The sequence below is a fragment of the Elioraea thermophila (ex Habib et al. 2022) genome (assembly GCF_003336755.1).
Lineage (GTDB): Bacteria > Pseudomonadota > Alphaproteobacteria > Acetobacterales > Acetobacteraceae > Elioraea > Elioraea thermophila.
In genome coordinates this window covers 99,606-116,659 of sequence record NZ_QMDI01000003.1, presented here as the reverse complement: position 1 = coordinate 116,659, position 17,054 = coordinate 99,606, and the positions used below count along the sequence as shown (strand labels likewise).

At 70.5% G+C, this 17,054-nt stretch carries 17 protein-coding genes and 1 other RNA gene; 6 read left to right on the top strand and 12 right to left on the bottom strand.

Going from position 1 to position 17,054, the window contains the following annotated elements; translation table 11 throughout:
- Positions 1-9: 9 nt before the first annotated feature.
- From DWB05_RS08045 to miaA, 5 genes are all read right to left on the bottom strand, one after another.
- Positions 10-852: an alpha/beta hydrolase gene (locus DWB05_RS08045; RefSeq protein WP_157967131.1), complete on the bottom strand. Its 843-nt coding sequence runs from the start codon at positions 850-852 to the stop codon at positions 10-12.
- Positions 853-920: 68 nt separating this feature from the next.
- On the bottom strand, positions 921-1,940 hold the full coding sequence (ilvC, locus tag DWB05_RS08040; protein WP_114376709.1) for a ketol-acid reductoisomerase: 1,020 nt from the start codon (positions 1,938-1,940) through the stop codon (positions 921-923).
- 84 nt (positions 1,941-2,024) lie between these two features.
- On the bottom strand, positions 2,025-2,561 hold the full coding sequence (gene ilvN / locus DWB05_RS08035; RefSeq protein ID WP_114376708.1) for an acetolactate synthase small subunit: 537 nt from the start codon (positions 2,559-2,561) through the stop codon (positions 2,025-2,027).
- Between the two features lie 29 nt (positions 2,562-2,590).
- Positions 2,591-4,384, bottom strand: coding sequence for an acetolactate synthase 3 large subunit (locus DWB05_RS08030; RefSeq protein ID WP_114376707.1), 1,794 nt, complete (start codon positions 4,382-4,384; stop codon positions 2,591-2,593).
- Complete coding sequence (gene miaA, locus DWB05_RS08025) at positions 4,381-5,454, bottom strand: tRNA (adenosine(37)-N6)-dimethylallyltransferase MiaA (protein ID WP_232818462.1); 1,074 nt, start codon at positions 5,452-5,454, stop codon at positions 4,381-4,383. The genes DWB05_RS08030 and miaA overlap by 4 nt, the downstream gene beginning before the upstream one ends.
- A gap of 14 nt (positions 5,455-5,468) precedes the next feature.
- Between miaA and serB the strand changes: the two genes are divergently transcribed.
- Positions 5,469-6,368, top strand: coding sequence for a phosphoserine phosphatase SerB (gene serB, locus DWB05_RS08020; protein WP_114376705.1), 900 nt, complete (start codon positions 5,469-5,471; stop codon positions 6,366-6,368).
- 42 nt (positions 6,369-6,410) lie between these two features.
- On the opposite strand, the gene DWB05_RS08015 is transcribed toward serB, so the two are convergent.
- The 4 genes from DWB05_RS08015 to hflK all read right to left on the bottom strand — a co-directional run bounded on the left by DWB05_RS08015 (position 6,411) and on the right by hflK (position 10,358).
- Positions 6,411-7,904 (bottom strand): DegQ family serine endoprotease, encoded by a 1,494-nt coding sequence (locus DWB05_RS08015; protein ID WP_114376704.1) that lies wholly within the window; start codon positions 7,902-7,904, stop codon positions 6,411-6,413.
- Between the two features lie 159 nt (positions 7,905-8,063).
- The gene (locus DWB05_RS08010; RefSeq protein ID WP_114376703.1) at positions 8,064-8,258 is read right to left on the bottom strand and encodes a DUF2065 family protein; all 195 of its coding nucleotides are present in this window, start codon (positions 8,256-8,258) and stop codon (positions 8,064-8,066) included.
- 50 nt (positions 8,259-8,308) lie between these two features.
- A complete protein-coding gene (gene hflC, locus DWB05_RS08005) occupies positions 8,309-9,205 on the bottom strand; it encodes a protease modulator HflC (RefSeq protein ID WP_114376702.1) in 897 nt (298 codons plus the stop codon).
- Positions 9,206-9,230: 25 nt separating this feature from the next.
- Positions 9,231-10,358, bottom strand: a complete 1,128-nt coding sequence (gene hflK / locus DWB05_RS08000) for an FtsH protease activity modulator HflK (RefSeq protein WP_332871716.1) — start codon at positions 10,356-10,358, stop codon at positions 9,231-9,233.
- A 229-nt stretch (positions 10,359-10,587) separates the two neighbouring features.
- Here hflK and DWB05_RS07995 point away from each other — a divergent pair, with 229 nt between their 5' ends.
- The gene (locus DWB05_RS07995; protein WP_114376700.1) at positions 10,588-11,703 is read left to right on the top strand and encodes an Mrp/NBP35 family ATP-binding protein; all 1,116 of its coding nucleotides are present in this window, start codon (positions 10,588-10,590) and stop codon (positions 11,701-11,703) included.
- A 7-nt stretch (positions 11,704-11,710) separates the two neighbouring features.
- Here DWB05_RS07995 and DWB05_RS14655 read toward each other — a convergent pair whose 3' ends face one another.
- Both DWB05_RS14655 and DWB05_RS07990 read right to left on the bottom strand, forming a co-directional pair.
- A complete protein-coding gene (locus DWB05_RS14655) occupies positions 11,711-11,863 on the bottom strand; it encodes a hypothetical protein (RefSeq protein WP_157967130.1) in 153 nt (50 codons plus the stop codon).
- A gap of 24 nt (positions 11,864-11,887) precedes the next feature.
- Positions 11,888-12,790, bottom strand: coding sequence for a ribokinase (locus tag DWB05_RS07990; protein WP_114376699.1), 903 nt, complete (start codon positions 12,788-12,790; stop codon positions 11,888-11,890).
- 138 nt (positions 12,791-12,928) lie between these two features.
- On the opposite strand from DWB05_RS07990, the gene DWB05_RS07985 reads away from it, so the two are divergent.
- Positions 12,929-13,243 (top strand): hypothetical protein, encoded by a 315-nt coding sequence (locus tag DWB05_RS07985; RefSeq protein ID WP_157967129.1) that lies wholly within the window; start codon positions 12,929-12,931, stop codon positions 13,241-13,243.
- A gap of 31 nt (positions 13,244-13,274) precedes the next feature.
- Here the strand turns inward: DWB05_RS07985 and thyX are convergent, their stop codons facing one another.
- On the bottom strand, positions 13,275-14,213 hold the full coding sequence (gene thyX / locus DWB05_RS07980; RefSeq protein WP_114376697.1) for an FAD-dependent thymidylate synthase: 939 nt from the start codon (positions 14,211-14,213) through the stop codon (positions 13,275-13,277).
- 29 nt (positions 14,214-14,242) lie between these two features.
- On the opposite strand from thyX, the gene ssrA reads away from it, so the two are divergent.
- The 3 genes from ssrA (at position 14,243) to DWB05_RS07965 (ending at position 16,903) form a co-directional block, all read left to right on the top strand.
- Positions 14,243-14,567: a transfer-messenger RNA gene (ssrA, locus tag DWB05_RS07975) on the top strand.
- A 70-nt stretch (positions 14,568-14,637) separates the two neighbouring features.
- Positions 14,638-15,150 (top strand): SspB family protein, encoded by a 513-nt coding sequence (locus DWB05_RS07970; RefSeq protein WP_114376696.1) that lies wholly within the window; start codon positions 14,638-14,640, stop codon positions 15,148-15,150.
- A 97-nt stretch (positions 15,151-15,247) separates the two neighbouring features.
- The gene (locus DWB05_RS07965; protein ID WP_114376695.1) at positions 15,248-16,903 is read left to right on the top strand and encodes a fumarate hydratase; all 1,656 of its coding nucleotides are present in this window, start codon (positions 15,248-15,250) and stop codon (positions 16,901-16,903) included.
- Positions 16,904-17,054: the final 151 nt, after the last annotated feature.

Here is a 17,054-nt window from a genome sequence, read left to right as displayed (position 1 = left end):
TGGCGGCGATCAGCCGAACCGGGCTTCCAGCCACGCCACGACGGCGCGCACGACGTCGCCCCAGGCGTGATCGAGCATCATCGCGTGCGCGACCGTCTCGAGCACGACGTGATCGGCGCCGTGCAGCCATGAGGTGCGCACGACCGCATCCGCCGGCACCAGCGGGTCGATGCGCGAGGACAGCACCAGCGCGGGAAGCCCCAACAGGCGGGCCGAGGCGACCGGGCGCGGCCACTGCGCCTCGGCCACTGCGCGCAGGCTTTCCGACTGGAAGCGCTGCAGGAGCGACCAGGCGCGCGCATCAGGGAGTGCCTCGGAGAACAACGCACGACGCAGCCGCTGCGGCGGCGTCTCCACCGCCTCCGCCCAAGGCATCCGCGCCACCTCGCGCCACAAATCGGGGTCGGAGAACGCGAGCTTCAGGCTCGCCGCCGCGAGGCCCTCGGGCGGCACGGGCGCCATCAGGACCACACCCCGCAGGCGCGGATCGCCGAGCAGCATCTGCGCGACGAGGCCACCGAGCGAGTGGCCGATGACGATCGCCGGGCCATCGAGCGAAGCCAGCGCCGCCCGTGCATCCAACAGGTAGTCGAGCAGCCCGTAGCCGTGCAGAAGCGCGCGGCCGTGGCTGCCGCCATGGCCGCGGAACGAGACGGCCACGCAACGCCAGCCGGTGGCGGCAAGGGGCTCCATCAGGTGTTCCGCCCACACCCAGGCGGCGGCGGAGGCACCGTGCAGGAACAGCAGGGCAGGACGACGATCGTTCCGCTCCCCCGCCCGCAGCACCTCGATGTCGCCGACCACCAGCCGCTCGGGCTCGAAGCCGGCGGCGCGGGCGCGGAACGGGATCACCGCCGCACCGACGCCCCTACCCCGCCCGGACCCGGGGCTGGCGGCGGGCGAAGACTGATCGGAACCGCTCAGTTGCGGCTCCGATCGACCAGCGCGTTCTTCTTGATCCAGGGCATCATCGCGCGCAGCTTCTCGCCGACCTGCTCGATCGGGTGCGCGGCGAGGCTCCGGCGCATCGCCTTGAACGACGCCTGGTTCACCTTGTTCTCCAGCATCCACTCGCGCGCGAAACGACCCGATTGGATGTCGGCCAGCACCTGCTTCATCGCCGCGCGCGAGGCCTCGCCGATCACGCGCGGGCCCGAAATGTACTCGCCATACTCGGCGGTGTTGCTGATCGAGTAGTTCATGTTGGCGATGCCGCCCTCGTAGATGAGGTCGACGATCAGCTTCATCTCGTGCACGCACTCGAAATAGGCCATTTCCGGCGCGTAGCCGGCCTCCACCAGCGTCTCGTAGCCGGCCTTCATCAACTCGACGAGGCCCCCGCACAGCACGGCCTGCTCGCCGAAGAGATCGGTCTCGCACTCCTCCTTGAAGGTCGTCTCGATGATGCCGGCACGCCCGCCGCCGATCGCCGAGGCGTAGGAGAGCGCGAGTTCCAACGCATTCCCCGAGGCGTTCTGCGCCACCGCGACCAGGCAGGGCACGCCCGCGCCGCGCTGGTATTCGCTGCGCACGGTGTGGCCCGGGCCCTTGGGCGCCACCATGGCGACGTCCATGTCCGGGCGCGGCTCGATGAGGTTGAAGTGGATGTTGAGCCCGTGCGCGAACATCAGCGCGGTGCCTTCGCGCATGTTGGGACCGAGCTTCTCGCGATAGAGATCGCCCTGCCCTTCATCGGGCGTCAGCACCATCACCACGTCGGCCCACGCCGCCGCTTCCGCCGGGTCCATCACCTTGAACCCGGCGGCCTCGGCCTTGGCCACACCGGCGGAGCCGCGCCGCAGACCGACCACGACCTCGGCGACCCCGGAGTCACGCAGGTTGTTGGCGTGCGCGTGGCCCTGGCTGCCGTAGCCGATGACGGCGACCTTCTTCGCCTTGATCAGGTTCACATCCGCGTCGCGGTCGTAGTAGACGCGCATCTCGTTCCCTCTCCGGTTCGGTGTCGTGACTCGGGTTGTCGGCTGTAGCGGCCGTCGCACCGCCTCGCAAGCGGGGCGGGTGTTTCAGCCGTCGATGCCCTTGGGCCCGCGCGCGATGGCGACGATGCCCGTGCGGCTCACCTCGACGAGGCCCAAGGGCCGCATCAGGGCGACGAAGGCATCCAGCTTGTCGGTCGCCCCCGTCATCTCGAAGACGAAGCTTTCCGTCGTCGCATCGACCACGCGGGCGCGGAAGGCATCCGCGATGCGCAAGGCCTCCACGCGCTTCTCCCCCGTGCCGGCGACCTTGATCAGCGCGAGTTCGCGCGCGATGTGCGGCCCCTCCATGGTGAGATCGGCCACCTTGTGCACCGGCACGAGGCGATCAAGCTGGGCCTTGATCTGCTCGATCACCATCGCCGTGCCGGAGGTGACGATGGTGATGCGCGAGAGCTGCTTCTCCTCGTCGACGGGCGCCACGGTGAGGCTGTCGATGTTGTAGCCGCGGCCCGAAAAGAGGCCGATGACGCGCGCAAGCACGCCCGCCTCGTTTTCCACCAGCACGGCGATCACCGCCTGACGGGTGGAGGTGTCCTGCGCGGGGCTCAGGGCCTTGAGCATGGGCAAGGGGTCCTCGGGTGCCCGGCCGCTCAGACGAGCACCATGCCTTCCTCGGTCACCCCCGGCTGGGCGGAACCCGTGGGCGCCTCGTCCTCCGGGCCGAGGATCATCTCGTTGTGCGCCGCCCCCGAGGGGATCATCGGGAAGCAGTTCTCGTGCTTGTCGACGCAGATGTCGGCGATCACCGGACGATCCACCGCCAGCATCTCGCGGATGACGTCATCGAGGTCGCCGAGCGTCTTCGCGCGCAGGCCGACCGCGTGGAAGCTCTCGGCGAGCTTGACGAAATCGGGCAGCGCAGCGGAGTAGGATTCCGAGTAGCGGCCGCCGTGCAGCAGTTCCTGCCACTGCCGCACCATGCCCATGTACTCGTTGTTCAGGATGAACACCTTCACGGGCAGGCGATATTGCGCGGCCGTGCTCATCTCCTGAATGTTCATCAGGATCGAGGCTTCGCCCGCGATGTCGATCACGAGCGCCTCGGGGTGCGCGATCTGCGCCCCGATCGCCGCCGGCAGCCCGTAGCCCATGGTGCCGAGCCCGCCCGAGGTGAGCCAGCGGTTGGGGCGTTCGAACTTCCAGAACTGCGCAGCCCACATCTGGTGCTGGCCGACTTCGGTGGTGATGAACACGTCGCGCCCCGTTTCGCGCACGATCTCATACAGACGCTTGATCGCATGCTGCGGCTTGATCACCGCATTCGGCGCGGGATCCTGGCGGTAGCGCAGGCAGTCGCGCGCCCGCCAGAGGTCGATCTGTTTCCACCAGGCGGCGAGCGCTCCGGTATCGGGCTTCGTCGGATCCGCCTTCCAAGCCGCGATCAGCGCGGCGAGCACGCGGGCGGCGTCGCCGACGATGGCGCAATCCACCCGCACGTTCTTGTTGATCGAGGAAGGGTCGATGTCGGCGTGGATCTTCAGCGAATTGGGCGAGAAGTCGCGCAACCGGCCGGTGACGCGATCATCGAAGCGGGCGCCGATGTTCAGCATCACGTCGCAGCCGTGCATCGCAAGATTGGCCTCGTAGGTGCCGTGCATGCCGAGCATGCCGAGGAACTGCGGATCGGAGGCCGGGAAGGCGCCGAGGCCCATCAGCGTGTTGGTGCAGGGAAAGCCGGTGAGATGCACGAACTCGGTGAGCAGGCGCGCGGCTTCCGGCCCCGCATTGATCACACCGCCGCCGGCGTAGACGATCGGGCGCTTCGCTTGCTTCAGCATCCGCACGGCCTGGGCAATGGCCTGCGGGTCGGGGTCCACCACCGGGCGGTAGGAGCGGTGCGGCGCGGTGGGGATGCCCTGATACACACCGCGGTTGATCAGCACATCCTTCGGCAGGTCGACCACCACCGGGCCCGGCCGGCCGGAGCGGGCGACGTAGAACGCCTCGTGCAGGATCCTCCCGAGCGCGTTGACGTCCTTCACCAGGTAGTTGTGCTTGGTGGCAGGACGGGTGATGCCGGTGGTGTCCGCCTCCTGGAAGGCGTCGTTGCCGATCAGATGCGTGGGCACCTGGCCGGTGAGGCAAACGACGGGAATGGAGTCCATCAGCGCATCGACGAGCCCCGTCACCGCATTGGTGGCACCTGGGCCTGAGGTGACGAGCACCACCCCCACCTTGCCGGTCGAGCGCGCGTAACCTTCCGCCGCGTGCACCGCCGCCTGCTCGTGCCGAACGAGGATGTGCCGGATGGCGTTCTGCTGAAAGAGCGCGTCGTAGATCGGCAGCACGGCCCCGCCGGGGTAGCCGAAAATGACGTCCACGCCCTGATCCTTCAGCGCGCGCAGGACGATTTCGGCACCACTCAGGGTCTCGGTCGACGTCATATCAAGGGTCCTTCCGCTGGCCCCGGCCCGGCAGGTGCTGGGGACGAGGGGGTTATCCCGACCGTGCCGCGAGGCGTCAACAGGAAAGCGTCAACAAACGAAAACAAGGCAGCCATGTTGATTTCCGAAAATTGCGCATCGGAGCCCATCCAGGATCGAATGATGAAGGTCCGCTCGGGTGGCGCCAGCTTGCGGTGCCGGAACCAGGTCGCCTGACGCTTGGCGTACTGGCGGACCTGGGCCTGGGCCCTGGCCACCGCCTCGGCAAGCGGGAGCTCGCCGCGGATGGCGGCCGCGAGCGGCGGCACGCCGTGCGCGCGCATCGCCGGCAGGGCAGGATCGAGCCCCTGCGCGAGGAGCGCCCGAACCTCCTCCAGCGCGCCGCGCTCCAGCATGGCGAGGAACCGGGCGTCGATCGCGGCACGCACGCGTTCGCGCGGCGGGTCGAGCAGGATGTGGGCGAACAGCCACGGCGCCGGTGGATGCACCGCCCCCCGCCACCACGCGGCAAGGCCCCGCCCCGTCGCCTGCAGCACCTCCCAGGCCCGGATCACGCGCTGGGTGTCGGACGGGCGAACGGCGGCGGCCGTCTCCGGGTCGCGTTCGGCGAGACGCGCGTGCAGGGCGGGCGCTCCCAGTTCGGCCGCAAGACGCCGCGCCTCGGCCCGGATGGCGGCCGAGACGGATGGGATCTCGCCGATCCCCCGCACCAGCGCCTCGAGCCAGAGCCCCGTGCCGCCGCAAAGGATGGGAACCCGCCCCATCCCCCTCGCCTCCTCCATGGCCGCCAGGGCCGCTTGCCGGAACCAGGCCGCATCGGCCGCCTCCGCCGCATCGCGCACACCGTAAAGGAGGTGCGGCGCACGCGCCTCGTCCTCGGCCGAAGGCCGCGCCGTCAGCACGCGGAGGTCACGATAGACCTGCATCGAGTCCGCGTTGATCACCGCGCCGCGGTAGCGTTCGGCGAGCGCAAGCGCGAGGGCGGACTTGCCCGAGGCGGTCGGCCCCGAAACGATCAGCGCGCGCGGCAAGCCCTCGCCGGCGGCGGCTTGCATCTCAGCCTCGGCCATCGCACCACCCGGCCATGGACCAGGTCCTGACCCTGATCGCGCCGGCCGCCGGACCGACGCTTGCCGATGCCCACCTGCGCGAGGCAGCCGCAGCACTGCGCGCGGCCGGAGCGAGCCTCGGTTCGCCGACCTGGCTCGGCCCTGGCGAGGCGGCCGACCTGCCGTTCTCCGGCCTCGCTCCCGAAGCGGCCGAGGCCGCTGCCCGCGCCGCGCTCGACGGCGAATCGCTCGACCTCGCCGTGCTGCCCGCCGAAGGCCGGCGCAAGCGGATCCTGGTCGCCGACATGGACAGCACCATCGTCGTCGGCGAAACACTCGACGAGCTCGCCGACTTCGCGGGACTGAAGGAGCGCATCGCCGCCATCACCGCCCGTGCGATGGCGGGGGAGCTCGATTTCGCGGGCGCCTTGCGCGAACGGGTGGCCATGCTGAAGGGGCTCTCGGCCGAGGCGCTGGAGAGGACCTGGGAGCGGGTCGCCATCATGCCGGGTGCTGCGGAGCTCGTCGCCACCATGCGCGCGCATGGTGCGGTCTGCGCCCTGGTGTCCGGGGGCTTCCGCTTCTTCACTGCCCGCGTGCGCGACATCTTGGGGTTCCATCTCGACCGTGCGAACGAGCTGATCATCGAGGGGGGCAGGCTCGCCGGGCGCGTCGCGGAGCCGATCCTCGATCGCGCCAGCAAGGCGGCGACCCTGCGCGCGCTCGCCGAGGAGCACGGCGTGCCGCTCGGAGCCACGCTCGCGGTCGGGGACGGGGCGAACGACTTGCCGATGCTGCTCGCGGCCGGGCTCGGCGTCGCGTTCCGCGCCAAGCCGGCGGTGGCGGCGGCGGCACGGGTGCGCATCACCCATGCCGACCTGCGGGCGCTGCTGTGGCTGCAGGGCTACCGGGCGGAGGAGGTTCGCCGCCCCTGAGGCGGCGCGCGCCCGGCCACCCTCCCCCCGCCGGTCGGCGCGTCAGCCGCGGCCGACCGGGATCGCCACCCAGCGCGGGCCTTGCCCACCCTGGCTCTCGATCAGCACCAGCACGTTCCGCCGGCCCGTCTGACGCGCGCGGTCGAACCGCTCGCGCACCTCGGCGGGGTTGGACACGGTCTCCTGCTGCACCTCGAGAATGAGGTCGCCGGGGCGAACGCCACGCTCGGCGGCGGGGCTGTTCGGGTCGACCTCGACCACGAGCACGCCGCGCGCGTCCTGCGGCAGGCCGAAGCGCTCCCGCAGTTCCGGGGTGATGGTGGAGAGGCGAAGCCCCGTTCCCGGCACCTCCACCGGCCGGCCGCCGCGATCCTGCGGGCCCGGGGTGGCCGCGGCGAGCTGCGCATCGTCCGGCAGTTCCCCCACCGTGACGCGCACCGTCTCGCGACGCCCGTTGCGCCAGATGACCACCGGTACCTCGCGGCCGATCGGCGTATCGGCGACGACGCGCGGCAGGACGCGCATCTCGCGGATTTCCTGGTTGTTGAACTCGAGGATGATGTCGCCGTTCTGCAGCCGCGCCTTGTCGGCAGGCCCCCCCTCGTTGACGCCGGCGACGAGCGCGCCGCGCGCCCCTCCCGGCAGGCCCACGCTCTCCGCGATCTCGTCCGTGACCTGCTGGATGCGCACGCCGAGCCAGCCGCGACGGATGCGGCCGTGCTCGCGCAGCTGGCTCACCACGTTCTGCGCGATCGCCGAGGGGATGGCGAAGCCGATGCCGATCGAGCCTCCCGTGGGCGAGAAGATGGCGGTGTTCACCCCCACCACCTCGCCCGCCATGTTGAACAGCGGCCCGCCCGAGTTGCCGCGGTTGATCGCGGCGTCGGTCTGGATGAAGTCGTCGTAGGGACCGATGCGGATGTCGCGCCCTCGCGCGGAGACGATGCCGGCGGTCACCGTGCCGCCGAGGCCGAAGGGGTTGCCGATGGCGAGCACCCAGTCGCCGATCCGCAGGGCATCGGAGTTGCCGAACTTCACCGGGATCAGCGGCTTGTCGGTGCGCACCTTGAGGAGGGCAAGGTCGGTGCGCGGATCGCGCCCCGCCACCTCGGCGCGCAGCGTGGTGTTGTCGTGCAGGATGACGTTCACCTCGTCCGCGCCGTCGATGACGTGATTGTTGGTGACGATGAAGCCTTCGCCGTTCTCATAGGCGATGATGAACCCCGAGCCGAGGGATTGGGCGCGGCGAGGCCTCTGCTGCGGGCCCTGGCCCTGGCGCTGCTGGCGGTCGAAGAACTCGCGGAAGAACTCCTCGAAGGGCGAGCCCGGCGGGAACTGCGGCGTTTCCGGCCCCTGGCGCTCGCGCCCCGCCACCACGGTCTGGGTGGTGGAGATGTTCACCACCGACGGCAGCAACCGTTCGGCAAGGTCGGCGAAGCTTTCGGGAACGGCGCGCGCGACCACCGGTGCAGTGGCGAACGGTGCGGCGAGCCCGATCGCGACGGCGGCGGCAAGGATACGGACAGTGCGGATCATGTCGTGTCGCGTCCTCTCGGGAGGGGGGGGAACGGGACCCCGCCTCGATCTTCAGTCCCCGATCTTCGGGCAACGGTTTCGTCGCCGAAAGACGGTCCGCCCTCGGCTCCCGCGGTTCTGATCGCCTCGCCGGTGACGGGCTGCCCAACGCGCGTGCGGTCAAAGCGCGCCCGCGACCAGCACGAGGGCGGCGCCCGTTGCCGCGACGACAAGGCCGAGGCCGCGCAGTGTCGTGTCCGGCAGCGAGACCAGAGTGGCGAGGGCCCGCCGCACCGCGTCGGGAAACGCGGCGTAGACGAGCCCTTCCAAGGCCAGCACCAAGCCGAGGCCGGCGAGCAGCCCGGCGAGGCTCATGCCGCCCAGGCGTCGCCCGCCCCTGCCTTCAACCCCGCCTCTCGCTTCCGTCAGCGCGCCTCCGCCGCCCGCACGTCCTTCGGGATCTCGCGGAAGAAGCGGAAGAACTCGCTGTCCGGGGTGAGCACGAGCCGCGCCTGCGCCTCCTCGCCGAAGGCCTCGCGATAGGCCTGCATGGAGCGCCAGAAGGCGAAGAACTCGCGGTCGCGGTTGAAGGCGTCGGCGAAGATTCGGATCGCCTCCTGCTCGCCCGCACCGCGGATGATGTCGGCCTGCGCCTGCGCCTCGGCGAGGATGACGGTGCGCTCGCGTTCCGCCGCCGCCCGGATGCGGGCGGCGACCTCGGCACCCTCGGCGCGCGCCTCGCGGGCCACACGTTCACGCTCGGTCTGCATCCGCGACAGGATGGCCTGGGTGTTCTCCTCCGGCAGGTCGGCGCGACGGATGCGCACGTCCTCGACCTGAATGCCGAAGCGACGCGCCTCGGCGTTCACCTGCTGGCGGATCTCCGCCATGATACGCGCGCGATCCTCCGACAGCACCGACAGCAGTGGCTCGTTGCCGAGCACGCGGCGCAGCGCCGAGGGCACGATGGAGGAGAGCCGCGCGCGGATCGCGGCTTCGCCGAAGCCCACCGTCTGGAAGTACTGCAGTGGATCGACGATGCGGAAGCGGGTGAAGGTGTCGACGATGAGTCGGCGCTGGTCGCCGAGGATCACCTCCTCGCTCCGCCCCTCGAAGTCGAGCAGGCGACGATCGAAGCTGATCGTGTTCTGGATGAACGGGATCTTGGCGTGCAGGCCGGGCTCCGTGATCACCCGCACCGGCTTGCCGAACTGCACGACCAGCACCTGCTCCGTCTGATGGACGGTGAACAGGGTGGAGAGCGTGACCGCGCCGGCGACGACGACACCGATTGCGGCGCCGATGAGTGCCTTCTGGTTCATGATCCGGATTCTCCTCGCGTCGCGCTCAGCGGATGGTCGCACCGGTGCCGCTCACCCGGGCGGCGGGGCCGCCGGGCGGGGGCGCCGCCGGGGCCGAGGGCAGCGGCATCGGACGGTCGATCCCCGGCGCCGGGCGCTGCTGCGCGGGAGCGCCAGCGCGGTTGAGATCGCCGAGCGGCAGGAACGGCACCAGGTTCTGCACCCGCTCGTCGACGACGACGGTCGGCGAGATGCGAAGGATGTCCTCCATCGTCTCGAGATAGAGCCGGAGCCGGGTGACGTCGCGCGCCTGGTTATAGGCCTCGAACACCTGGATGAAGCGCTGCGCCTCGCCGCGGGCGCGGGCGATGCGGGCCTCGCGATCGCCCTGCGCCTCCTGCACCAGCCGCTCGGCCTCACCGCGCGCGCGGGGAATGATGTCGTTGCGGAAGGCTTCGGCCTCGTTGCGCAGGCGTTCGCGGTCGGCATTGGCGCGCTGCACGTCGCGGAAGGCGTCGATCACTGCGGCCGGCGGGTCCACCTTCTGCAGCTGCACCTGAGCGACCTCGATGCCGGAGCGATACTGGTCGAGCATCGCCTGCGTGCCGGCGCGCACCGCCTGTTCGATCTGTGCGCGCGCCTCGGTCAGTGCGGGCTGGATCGGCGTCTTGCCGATCACTTCGCGCATCACCGATTCGGCCGCGCTCTTCACCGCCTGTTCGGGGTTGCGGATGTTGAACAGGAAGTCGCCGGCGTCGCGAATGCGCCAGAATACGGCGAAGTTGATGTCGATGATGTTCTCGTCGCCCGTGAGCATCAGGCTCTCCTCCGGTACGACGCGGGTGGGCACCGGGCGCGCGCCCTCCACCTCGCTGCGGAAGCCGACATCGATGCGGTTGATGCGGGTCACGCGCGGCGTGGTGACGCTCTCGATCGGCCAGGGCAGCGCGTAGTTCAGGCCAGGCGGGGTGGTGCGGTGGAAGGCGCCGAAGCGAAGCACCACGCCCTGCTCGTCGGGCTGGACGCGGTAGAAGCCGGAGAGGAGCCAGCCGCCGACCAGGATCGCGGCGACGATGGCGATCGCGCGGCCGCCGCCGAAGCCCCGCGGCAGGAAGCGGCGCGCGAAATCCTGCCCCTTGCGCAGGAGCTCATCGAGGTTGGGGGGCTGCGGCATGCCGCCGCCACCGCCACCCCACGGTCCGCCTGGCCGACCTCCCCAGGGGCCGCCACCGGTGTTGTTGGTCCAAGGCATTCGTCGCCCTTCCCCGGTCTCCGTTGGAAGTCGCCGGACCACACCCCATCTTCCGCCATCGTCACTGGAACGGAGGAGCGCGCGGCGGCCGCTTGGGCTCGCCCCCGGCACGTGCGCGGCATATGGACAGGTTCTCGGGGAGTTTCAAGCGATGGCGAAGGTGACCGAGGCCGCGGTGCGCGCCGCTCTCGCCTCTGTGCGCGATCCCTCGACGGGGCGTGACCTCGTCTCTCTCGGCTGGGTCGGCGGGGTGGAGATTCGCGACGGCCTGGTGCGCCTCACGCTCGAGGTGCCGCGCGAGCGCGCCGCCTCCCTCGAACCGGTTCGCCGCGCCGCCGAAGCGGCGGTGCAGGCCCTGCCCGGCGTGCTGAACGCCGCCGCCGTGCTGACCGCCCACCGCGCAGCCGCCGCCCCTGCCACCGGCCCCGCGGCCGGCGCGGCGCAACCACAGCGGCCGGCCCAGTTGCTGAGCAACGCGCGGGCCATCGTCGCCGTCGCTTCCGGCAAGGGCGGGGTCGGCAAATCGACCACGGCGGTCAATCTGGCGATCGGGCTCGCCCAGGAAGGGCTCAAGGTCGGCCTGCTGGATGCCGACATCTACGGGCCTTCGCTTCCCCGCATGCTCGGCATCCGTGGCCGCCCGCTCGCCGCGGGCAACCTGATCCAGCCGATGGAGAAGTGGGGGCTGAAAGTGATGTCGATCGGCTTCCTGGTCGAGGAGGAGACTCCGATGATCTGGCGGGGGCCGATGGTGATGGGCGCGCTCGAGCAGATGATGGGGCAGGTCGCCTGGGGCCCGCTCGACATCATGATCGTCGACATGCCGCCGGGCACCGGGGATGCGCAGCTCACCATGGCGCAGCGCGTGCCGCTGACGGGAGCGGTGATCGTCTCCACGCCGCAGGACGTGGCGCTGATCGATGCGCGGCGGGGAATCGCGATGTTCGCCCGCACCAACGTGCCGGTGCTGGGCCTGATCGAGAACATGAGCTTCTTCTGCTGCCCCAACTGCGGGCACCGCAGCGACATCTTCGGCCATGGCGGAGCGAGGCGGGAGGCCGAGCGGCTGGGCACGGAGTTCCTCGGCGAGATCCCGATCGCGCTCGACATCCGCACCACCTCCGACGAGGGAACGCCGATCACCGCCACCCTGCCCGATGGCGAGGAGGCCCGGCGTTATCGCGCGATCGCGCGGCGGGTGTGGGAGAAGTGCGAGGCGGTGCTGGCGGAACGCGCGACGGCTCTGCCGCGCATCGTCGTCGAATAGCGGCCCGTCAGCACGAACCTGCCTGAACGGCCGCCTTCACCAGGGCGGCCGAGGCGCCGGCGGCGAGGGCCGGGGCGAGCGCGAGCCAGACGAGACCCGTTGCCGTCGCGGCATGGGCGACCATCAGACCGGTGGCGAACAGGCGGTCGAACGCGCGCATGCAAGGAAGCCTAGCCGGCCGCCGTTAGCGGGCAGTGAACGCACCGGTGAGGGCGGCGTCGATCTCCGCCGCCGACGGCAGGCCGGCCTGCGCGCCAGGCCGCGTGCAGGCGAGCGAGGCGGCAACGACCGCGCGCCGCAGCGCCGCCGGCAGCGCAAGGCCTCGGGCAAGCCCGGCCGCCAGCACGCCGCAGAGCGCATCGCCCGCCCCCGTCGTGTCCACGACCGGGACCGGCAGGGCCGGAACCCTGACCTCGGCGCCGGCATCGACGAGCACCGCCCCCTCGGCGCCGAGGGTGACGACGACGGCCGTACCGAGCGTGCGCGCGATCGCCAGTGCCTCGGCCGCAAGGCCGAGCTGCGCCGCGAGTGCTGCCGCCTCCGTTTCGTTCACCACCAGGACCGAAGCCGCCGCGAGCGTCTCGCGCGGCAGGGCGATGAAGGGAGCGAGATTCAGCACCACGCGGGCGCCCCGATCGCACGCCCGCTGCGCCAGGGCGGCCGTCTCCCCGAGGTCGCATTCGCCCTGCAGCAGCAGCACCGTGCGGGGGCCCAGATCCTGATCCGCCACTTGCGATGCCCGTGCGGCTCGGTTGGCGCCCGCCGCGACCAGGATCTGGTTGCGTCCCTCCGCATCGACGCCGATCGCCGCGCAGCCCGTCGGAGCGTCCACGAAGGCCAAGCGTGCGAGATCGACCCCGGCGGAGCGGAGCCCGGACAGGGCATGCTCGGCCAAGGGGTCACGCCCAACGGCCCCGGCCAAGGCGACGCGCGCCCCGTCGCGCGCCGCCGCCACCGCCTGGTTCGCGCCCTTGCCGCCAGGCTCGAACCGGAGGAGGGGCCCGACCACCGTCTCTCCCGGCGCGGGCAGGTGGGAGACGGGAAACACCAGATCGAGGTTGATCGAGCCGAACACGATGACGCTCATGCGGGGGGATCCGATTGCGCTGGCGCAAGGCGGAACCCGCTTGCCTCACGCATGCTCGATGAACCATCATATCCACACTCTCGCGATGGGTTTGTCCGCGGGCAGCGGGAGGAGGCGTCAATGAACGATGGGCACGCCATGGCAACCAGCGCCGCGTCGGGGCAAACGACCGCCATCTGTGGCCGCGCTGCCGACTGGACCGCGATCGGGGCGGGACACGGCCCACCGGCAGAGCCTGGCGCGGACGGGGAGGACGACCCGTTGTTCCTGCAGATCCGCCTCGCCGAATTGAGCGGGGCCCTGGCCACGATGGACCGGAGCCTGCGCGAGGCGCGCCGCTGCGGCATCCCCGTCAGTGACCGGCATACGCGGCTTGCCGCCGACATCTGGGCCGCGCAACGGCTGTTGCGCCGCATCGCCGCCGAACTCTGCCTGCCGCGCGCCGGACGCTGAGCCGCGGCGAACCGTGCATGGCGGCACGCAGCTACTCCGGCAGACCGAGGGCTGAGCGGAACTCCCGCCACTCGCGCCGCCCGAGCCCGCTCGTCTCCGCCGTCACCGCCTCGCCGGCGAGCATGCGCTTGAGGCAGGCGAGCATGGGACCCGAGAACGTCACCGCCGACAGCCGATAGTCGCGGAAGGCGCGCGCGGTGATCGGCACCCAGGCCTCGAGCACGCCGAGCATCGCCTCCGCGTAGGCGCGAATCTCGTATTGCGCGTGAGGGTCGGCGCGCAGGCGCAGGAAGTGCATGAGATTGTGAAGGTTCGTCTTCCAATACCACTGCGTATAGACGTTGAGCGTCAGGTTCATCCGCGCCAGTTCCCGCGCGATGCCGGGCCGGTCCGGGTCGAGCGGGGTGCCGTCCTCGCTCTCGTTCAACAACCACAGGTAATGCTGGTAGCAGCGGGCGGCGTCCTCGCGCAGCAGCCGAAGCACGGCCTCGGCCCGGTCCGCCGGCAGGGTCGCGCCCCTGCCCTGGCGGTTCGACGCACTCTGCTCGGCCAAGTGTTCCGGCGCCGGCAGGTAGAACTCGCGATCGAGCACCGAGTAGCGGGCCGAATACTCATTCACGCTCGCCGTGCGGTGGCGGATCCATTGCCGGGCGACGAAGATCGGCAGCTTCACGTGCAGCTTGATCTCCGCCATCTCGAACGGCGTGGTGTGCCAGTGCCGCATCAGGTAGCGGATCAGCCCCTCGTCGTCCTGCACGCGCTTCGTGCCGCGCCCGTAGGACACGCGCGCCGCCTGCACCACCGCGGAGTCGTCTCCCATGTAGTCGACGACGCGGATGAAGCCGTGATCGAGCACCGGGATGGGCCGATGCAGCAGCGCCTCCATCGCCGGCACGGTCGGGCGAAGGGTCGGCTGCGCGGCGGAGCGCGCCTCCTCGATCTCGCGTGCCTGGCCCTCCGTCAGTTCCATGCGGTGCCTTCCTTGCGCCGACTCGCGCCGGCCTTCCGTATGACGCCTGCGTTTCCTATATTCCGGACCGCCGGGGCAACCCGGCTATGGCGATAAACGGCGAACGGAATAAGCGTAGCGGACCCGGGGGCAGTGCCCGGCGCCTCCACCAAGTTTCCGCCTCGGCTGTGGCGGCTCGACGGGGGCGAAACAGGCTCGACGCGCGCAGTAAAGGTTCGCTTTTCGCCCGGCATGGTACCGCCGTCATCGGGCCGATCCATAAGTGCCAACGACAACAGCCGTCTGGCGCTCGCTGCCTGACCTGACTTAGGCAAGCGCGGTCCGGGGGGCACCGGGCAACAGAAGCCCCCCACTCATCCGCCAGGGGCCGCCGTCGCGGCCCCGGGGCGCAGATTGGAGAAGAGGGGACGCGGGCCGCGACCGCATGGGCGCCGAAGAGCCGGGACTGAAGGACAGCCTTCTCCCCTATGAAGCCTGGATCCAGGAGAGCCTGCGCCATGTCGTGCGCGCCGCGCTCGGCTCGGTGGCCCGCGACGGCCTGCCCGGCGACCATCACTTCTACCTGACGTTCCGCACCGATCACCCGGAGGTGGAGCTGCCGGCGCGTCTGCGGGCGCAGTATCCGCACGAGATGACGATCGTGCTCCAACACCAGTTCGATGCCCTGGAGACCGACCAAGCCGGCTTCTCGGTCACGCTCTATTTCGGCGGCGTGCCGGCACGGCTGCGCATTCCCTGGGGGGCGATCACCCAGTTCGCCGACCCCTCCGTGCGGTTCGGTCTGCGCTTCGAGCCGTCGGTCGGGCGGCAGGACGAGCCGCACGGGGAGGTGGGGGAAGAGACGTCGGCCCAGGCGGCGGATGCCCCGGAAGACGCCGACCGCCCGGCTCAGGTGGTGAGCCTGGACGCCTTCCGCAAACGCCCCCCCAAACCCTGATCCCGCCGCGCGCCCCGTTCCTGGCACGGGTGGCCCGCCCCCCCTGGTCGTGCCATAAGCGGCGCAAAGCGACGCGAGAGCGAGGAGCGCCCCGAGGATGAACGCGCCCTTTCCGCTCGCCCCCCGCGCGGGCGAGTTCCTCTACAGCCCGATGTTCCCCCTCAGCCAGGCCGAAGTGCCGTGGACCAAGCTCGACCTTGGCGGCGTGCGCACCATCGAGGTGGGTGGGCGGCGGGTGCTGCTCGTCGCCCCCGAGACGCTGACGGAACTCGCCTTCCGCGCCTTCCGCGACGTCTCGCACCTGCTGCGCCCCTCCCACCTCGCGCAACTGCGCGCCATCCTCGACGACCCCGAGGCGTCGCCCAACGACCGCTACGTCGCGCTCGAGTTCCTGAAGAACGCCAACATCGCCGCCGGCGGCGTGCTGCCGATGTGCCAGGACACCGGCACCGCAATCGTGTTCGGCAAGAAGGGCCAGCGCGTGTGGGTGGACGGGAACGAGGAGGAGGCGATCAGCCGCGGCGTCTTCCGCACCTACACGGAGACCAACCTCCGCTATTCGCAGATGGCGCCCCTCTCGCTGTTCGAGGAGGTGAACACCGGCAACAACCTTCCCGTCCAGTTCGACATTTACGCCGCCCCCGGGGAGGAGCATGCGGAGGAATTCCAGCTGATGTTCGTCGCCAAGGGCGGGGGCAGCGCGAACAAGACCTTCCTCTTTCAGGAGACGCGGGCGCTTCTGAACCCCGAGCGGCTCTATGCCTTCATCGAGACGAAGCTGAAGACCCTCGGCACCTCGGCCTGCCCGCCCTACCACCTCGCCATCGTCATCGGCGGCACCTCGGCCGAGACGACCCTGAAGACCGTCAAGCTCGCCTCCTGCCGTTACCTCGATGGCTTGCCCACCCGAGGCTCGCTCGCCGGCCATGCCTTCCGCGACCTCGAGGCCGAGATGAAAGTGCTTGAGATCACCCGCCGCCTCGGCATCGGCGCCCAATTCGGCGGCAAGTATTTCTGCCATGACGTGCGGGTGATCCGCCTGCCGCGCCACGGCGCCTCGCTGCCCGTCGGCATCGGCGTCTCCTGCTCGGCCGACCGCCAGATCCTCGCCAAGATCACCCCCGAGGGCGTGTTCCTCGAACAGCTTGAGATCGATCCCGCGAAATACCTGCCGGAGACGACGGAGGCCGAGCTCGGTGGCGAGGTGGTGCGCATCGACCTCACCCGGCCGATGGACGAGATCCGCGCCACCCTCTCCCGCTACCCGGTGAAGACCCGCGTGATGCTCTCGGGCCCGATGGTGGTCGCGCGCGACATCGCGCACGCCAAGATCAAGGAGCGGCTCGATCGCGGCGAGCCGATGCCGGAGTACCTGAAGAACCACCCCGTCTATTACGCCGGACCGGCGAAAACGCCCGCCGGCTACGCCACCGGCTCGTTCGGGCCGACCACGGCGGGGCGCATGGACTCCTACGTCGAGGAGTTCCAGGCCAAGGGGGGGTCCTTGGTCATGCTCGCCAAGGGCAACCGCTCGCGCGCGGTGCGCGAGGCCTGCCGCAAATACGGCGGCTTCTACCTCGCCTCCATCGGCGGGCCGGCCGCACGGCTCGCCCAGGACTGCATCCGGAAGGTGGAGGTGCTCGAGTACCCCGAGCTCGGCATGGAGGCGGTGTGGCGGATCGAGGTCGAGAACTTCCCGGCCTTCATCGTCATCGACGACAAGGGCAACGACTTCTACGACGGGCTCGAGTGAGCGCAGAGCTGCGGCGGAATTGAGCCGCGATGTCTCGAGTGCGCGTCGTCCCGCAGCCTGAAATCAACGGTCGCCGCGCGTCAGCCACTGTCGAGCTTGCCTCGGTTGCAGACGACGGTGACGAGATTCGCTTCACGTGGCACGGACGAAT

Excerpts from the sequence above, each read along its gene's own strand:
- miaA (WP_232818462.1), bottom strand. The coding sequence starts at position 5,454 with ATGGCCGAGGCTGAGATGCAAGCCGCCGCCGGCGAGGGCTTGCCGCGC.
- hflC (WP_114376702.1), bottom strand. The coding sequence starts at position 9,205 with ATGAACCAGAAGGCACTCATCGGCGCCGCAATCGGTGTCGTCGTCGCC.
- DWB05_RS08015 (WP_114376704.1), bottom strand. The coding sequence starts at position 7,904 with ATGATCCGCACTGTCCGTATCCTTGCCGCCGCCGTCGCGATCGGGCTC.
- DWB05_RS08010 (WP_114376703.1), bottom strand. The coding sequence starts at position 8,258 with ATGAGCCTCGCCGGGCTGCTCGCCGGCCTCGGCTTGGTGCTGGCCTTG.
- ilvC (WP_114376709.1), bottom strand. The coding sequence starts at position 1,940 with ATGCGCGTCTACTACGACCGCGACGCGGATGTGAACCTGATCAAGGCG.
- ilvN (WP_114376708.1), bottom strand. The coding sequence starts at position 2,561 with ATGCTCAAGGCCCTGAGCCCCGCGCAGGACACCTCCACCCGTCAGGCG.
- thyX (WP_114376697.1), bottom strand. The coding sequence starts at position 14,213 with ATGGAACTGACGGAGGGCCAGGCACGCGAGATCGAGGAGGCGCGCTCC.
- serB (WP_114376705.1), top strand. The coding sequence starts at position 5,469 with ATGGACCAGGTCCTGACCCTGATCGCGCCGGCCGCCGGACCGACGCTT.
- DWB05_RS14655 (WP_157967130.1), bottom strand. The coding sequence starts at position 11,863 with ATGCGCGCGTTCGACCGCCTGTTCGCCACCGGTCTGATGGTCGCCCAT.
- DWB05_RS07985 (WP_157967129.1), top strand. The coding sequence starts at position 12,929 with ATGGCAACCAGCGCCGCGTCGGGGCAAACGACCGCCATCTGTGGCCGC.
- DWB05_RS07965 (WP_114376695.1), top strand. The coding sequence starts at position 15,248 with ATGAACGCGCCCTTTCCGCTCGCCCCCCGCGCGGGCGAGTTCCTCTAC.
- hflK (WP_332871716.1), bottom strand. The coding sequence starts at position 10,358 with ATGCCGCAGCCCCCCAACCTCGATGAGCTCCTGCGCAAGGGGCAGGAT.
- DWB05_RS07990 (WP_114376699.1), bottom strand. The coding sequence starts at position 12,790 with ATGAGCGTCATCGTGTTCGGCTCGATCAACCTCGATCTGGTGTTTCCC.
- DWB05_RS07995 (WP_114376700.1), top strand. The coding sequence starts at position 10,588 with ATGGCGAAGGTGACCGAGGCCGCGGTGCGCGCCGCTCTCGCCTCTGTG.
- DWB05_RS08030 (WP_114376707.1), bottom strand. The coding sequence starts at position 4,384 with ATGACGTCGACCGAGACCCTGAGTGGTGCCGAAATCGTCCTGCGCGCG.
- DWB05_RS07970 (WP_114376696.1), top strand. The coding sequence starts at position 14,638 with ATGGGCGCCGAAGAGCCGGGACTGAAGGACAGCCTTCTCCCCTATGAA.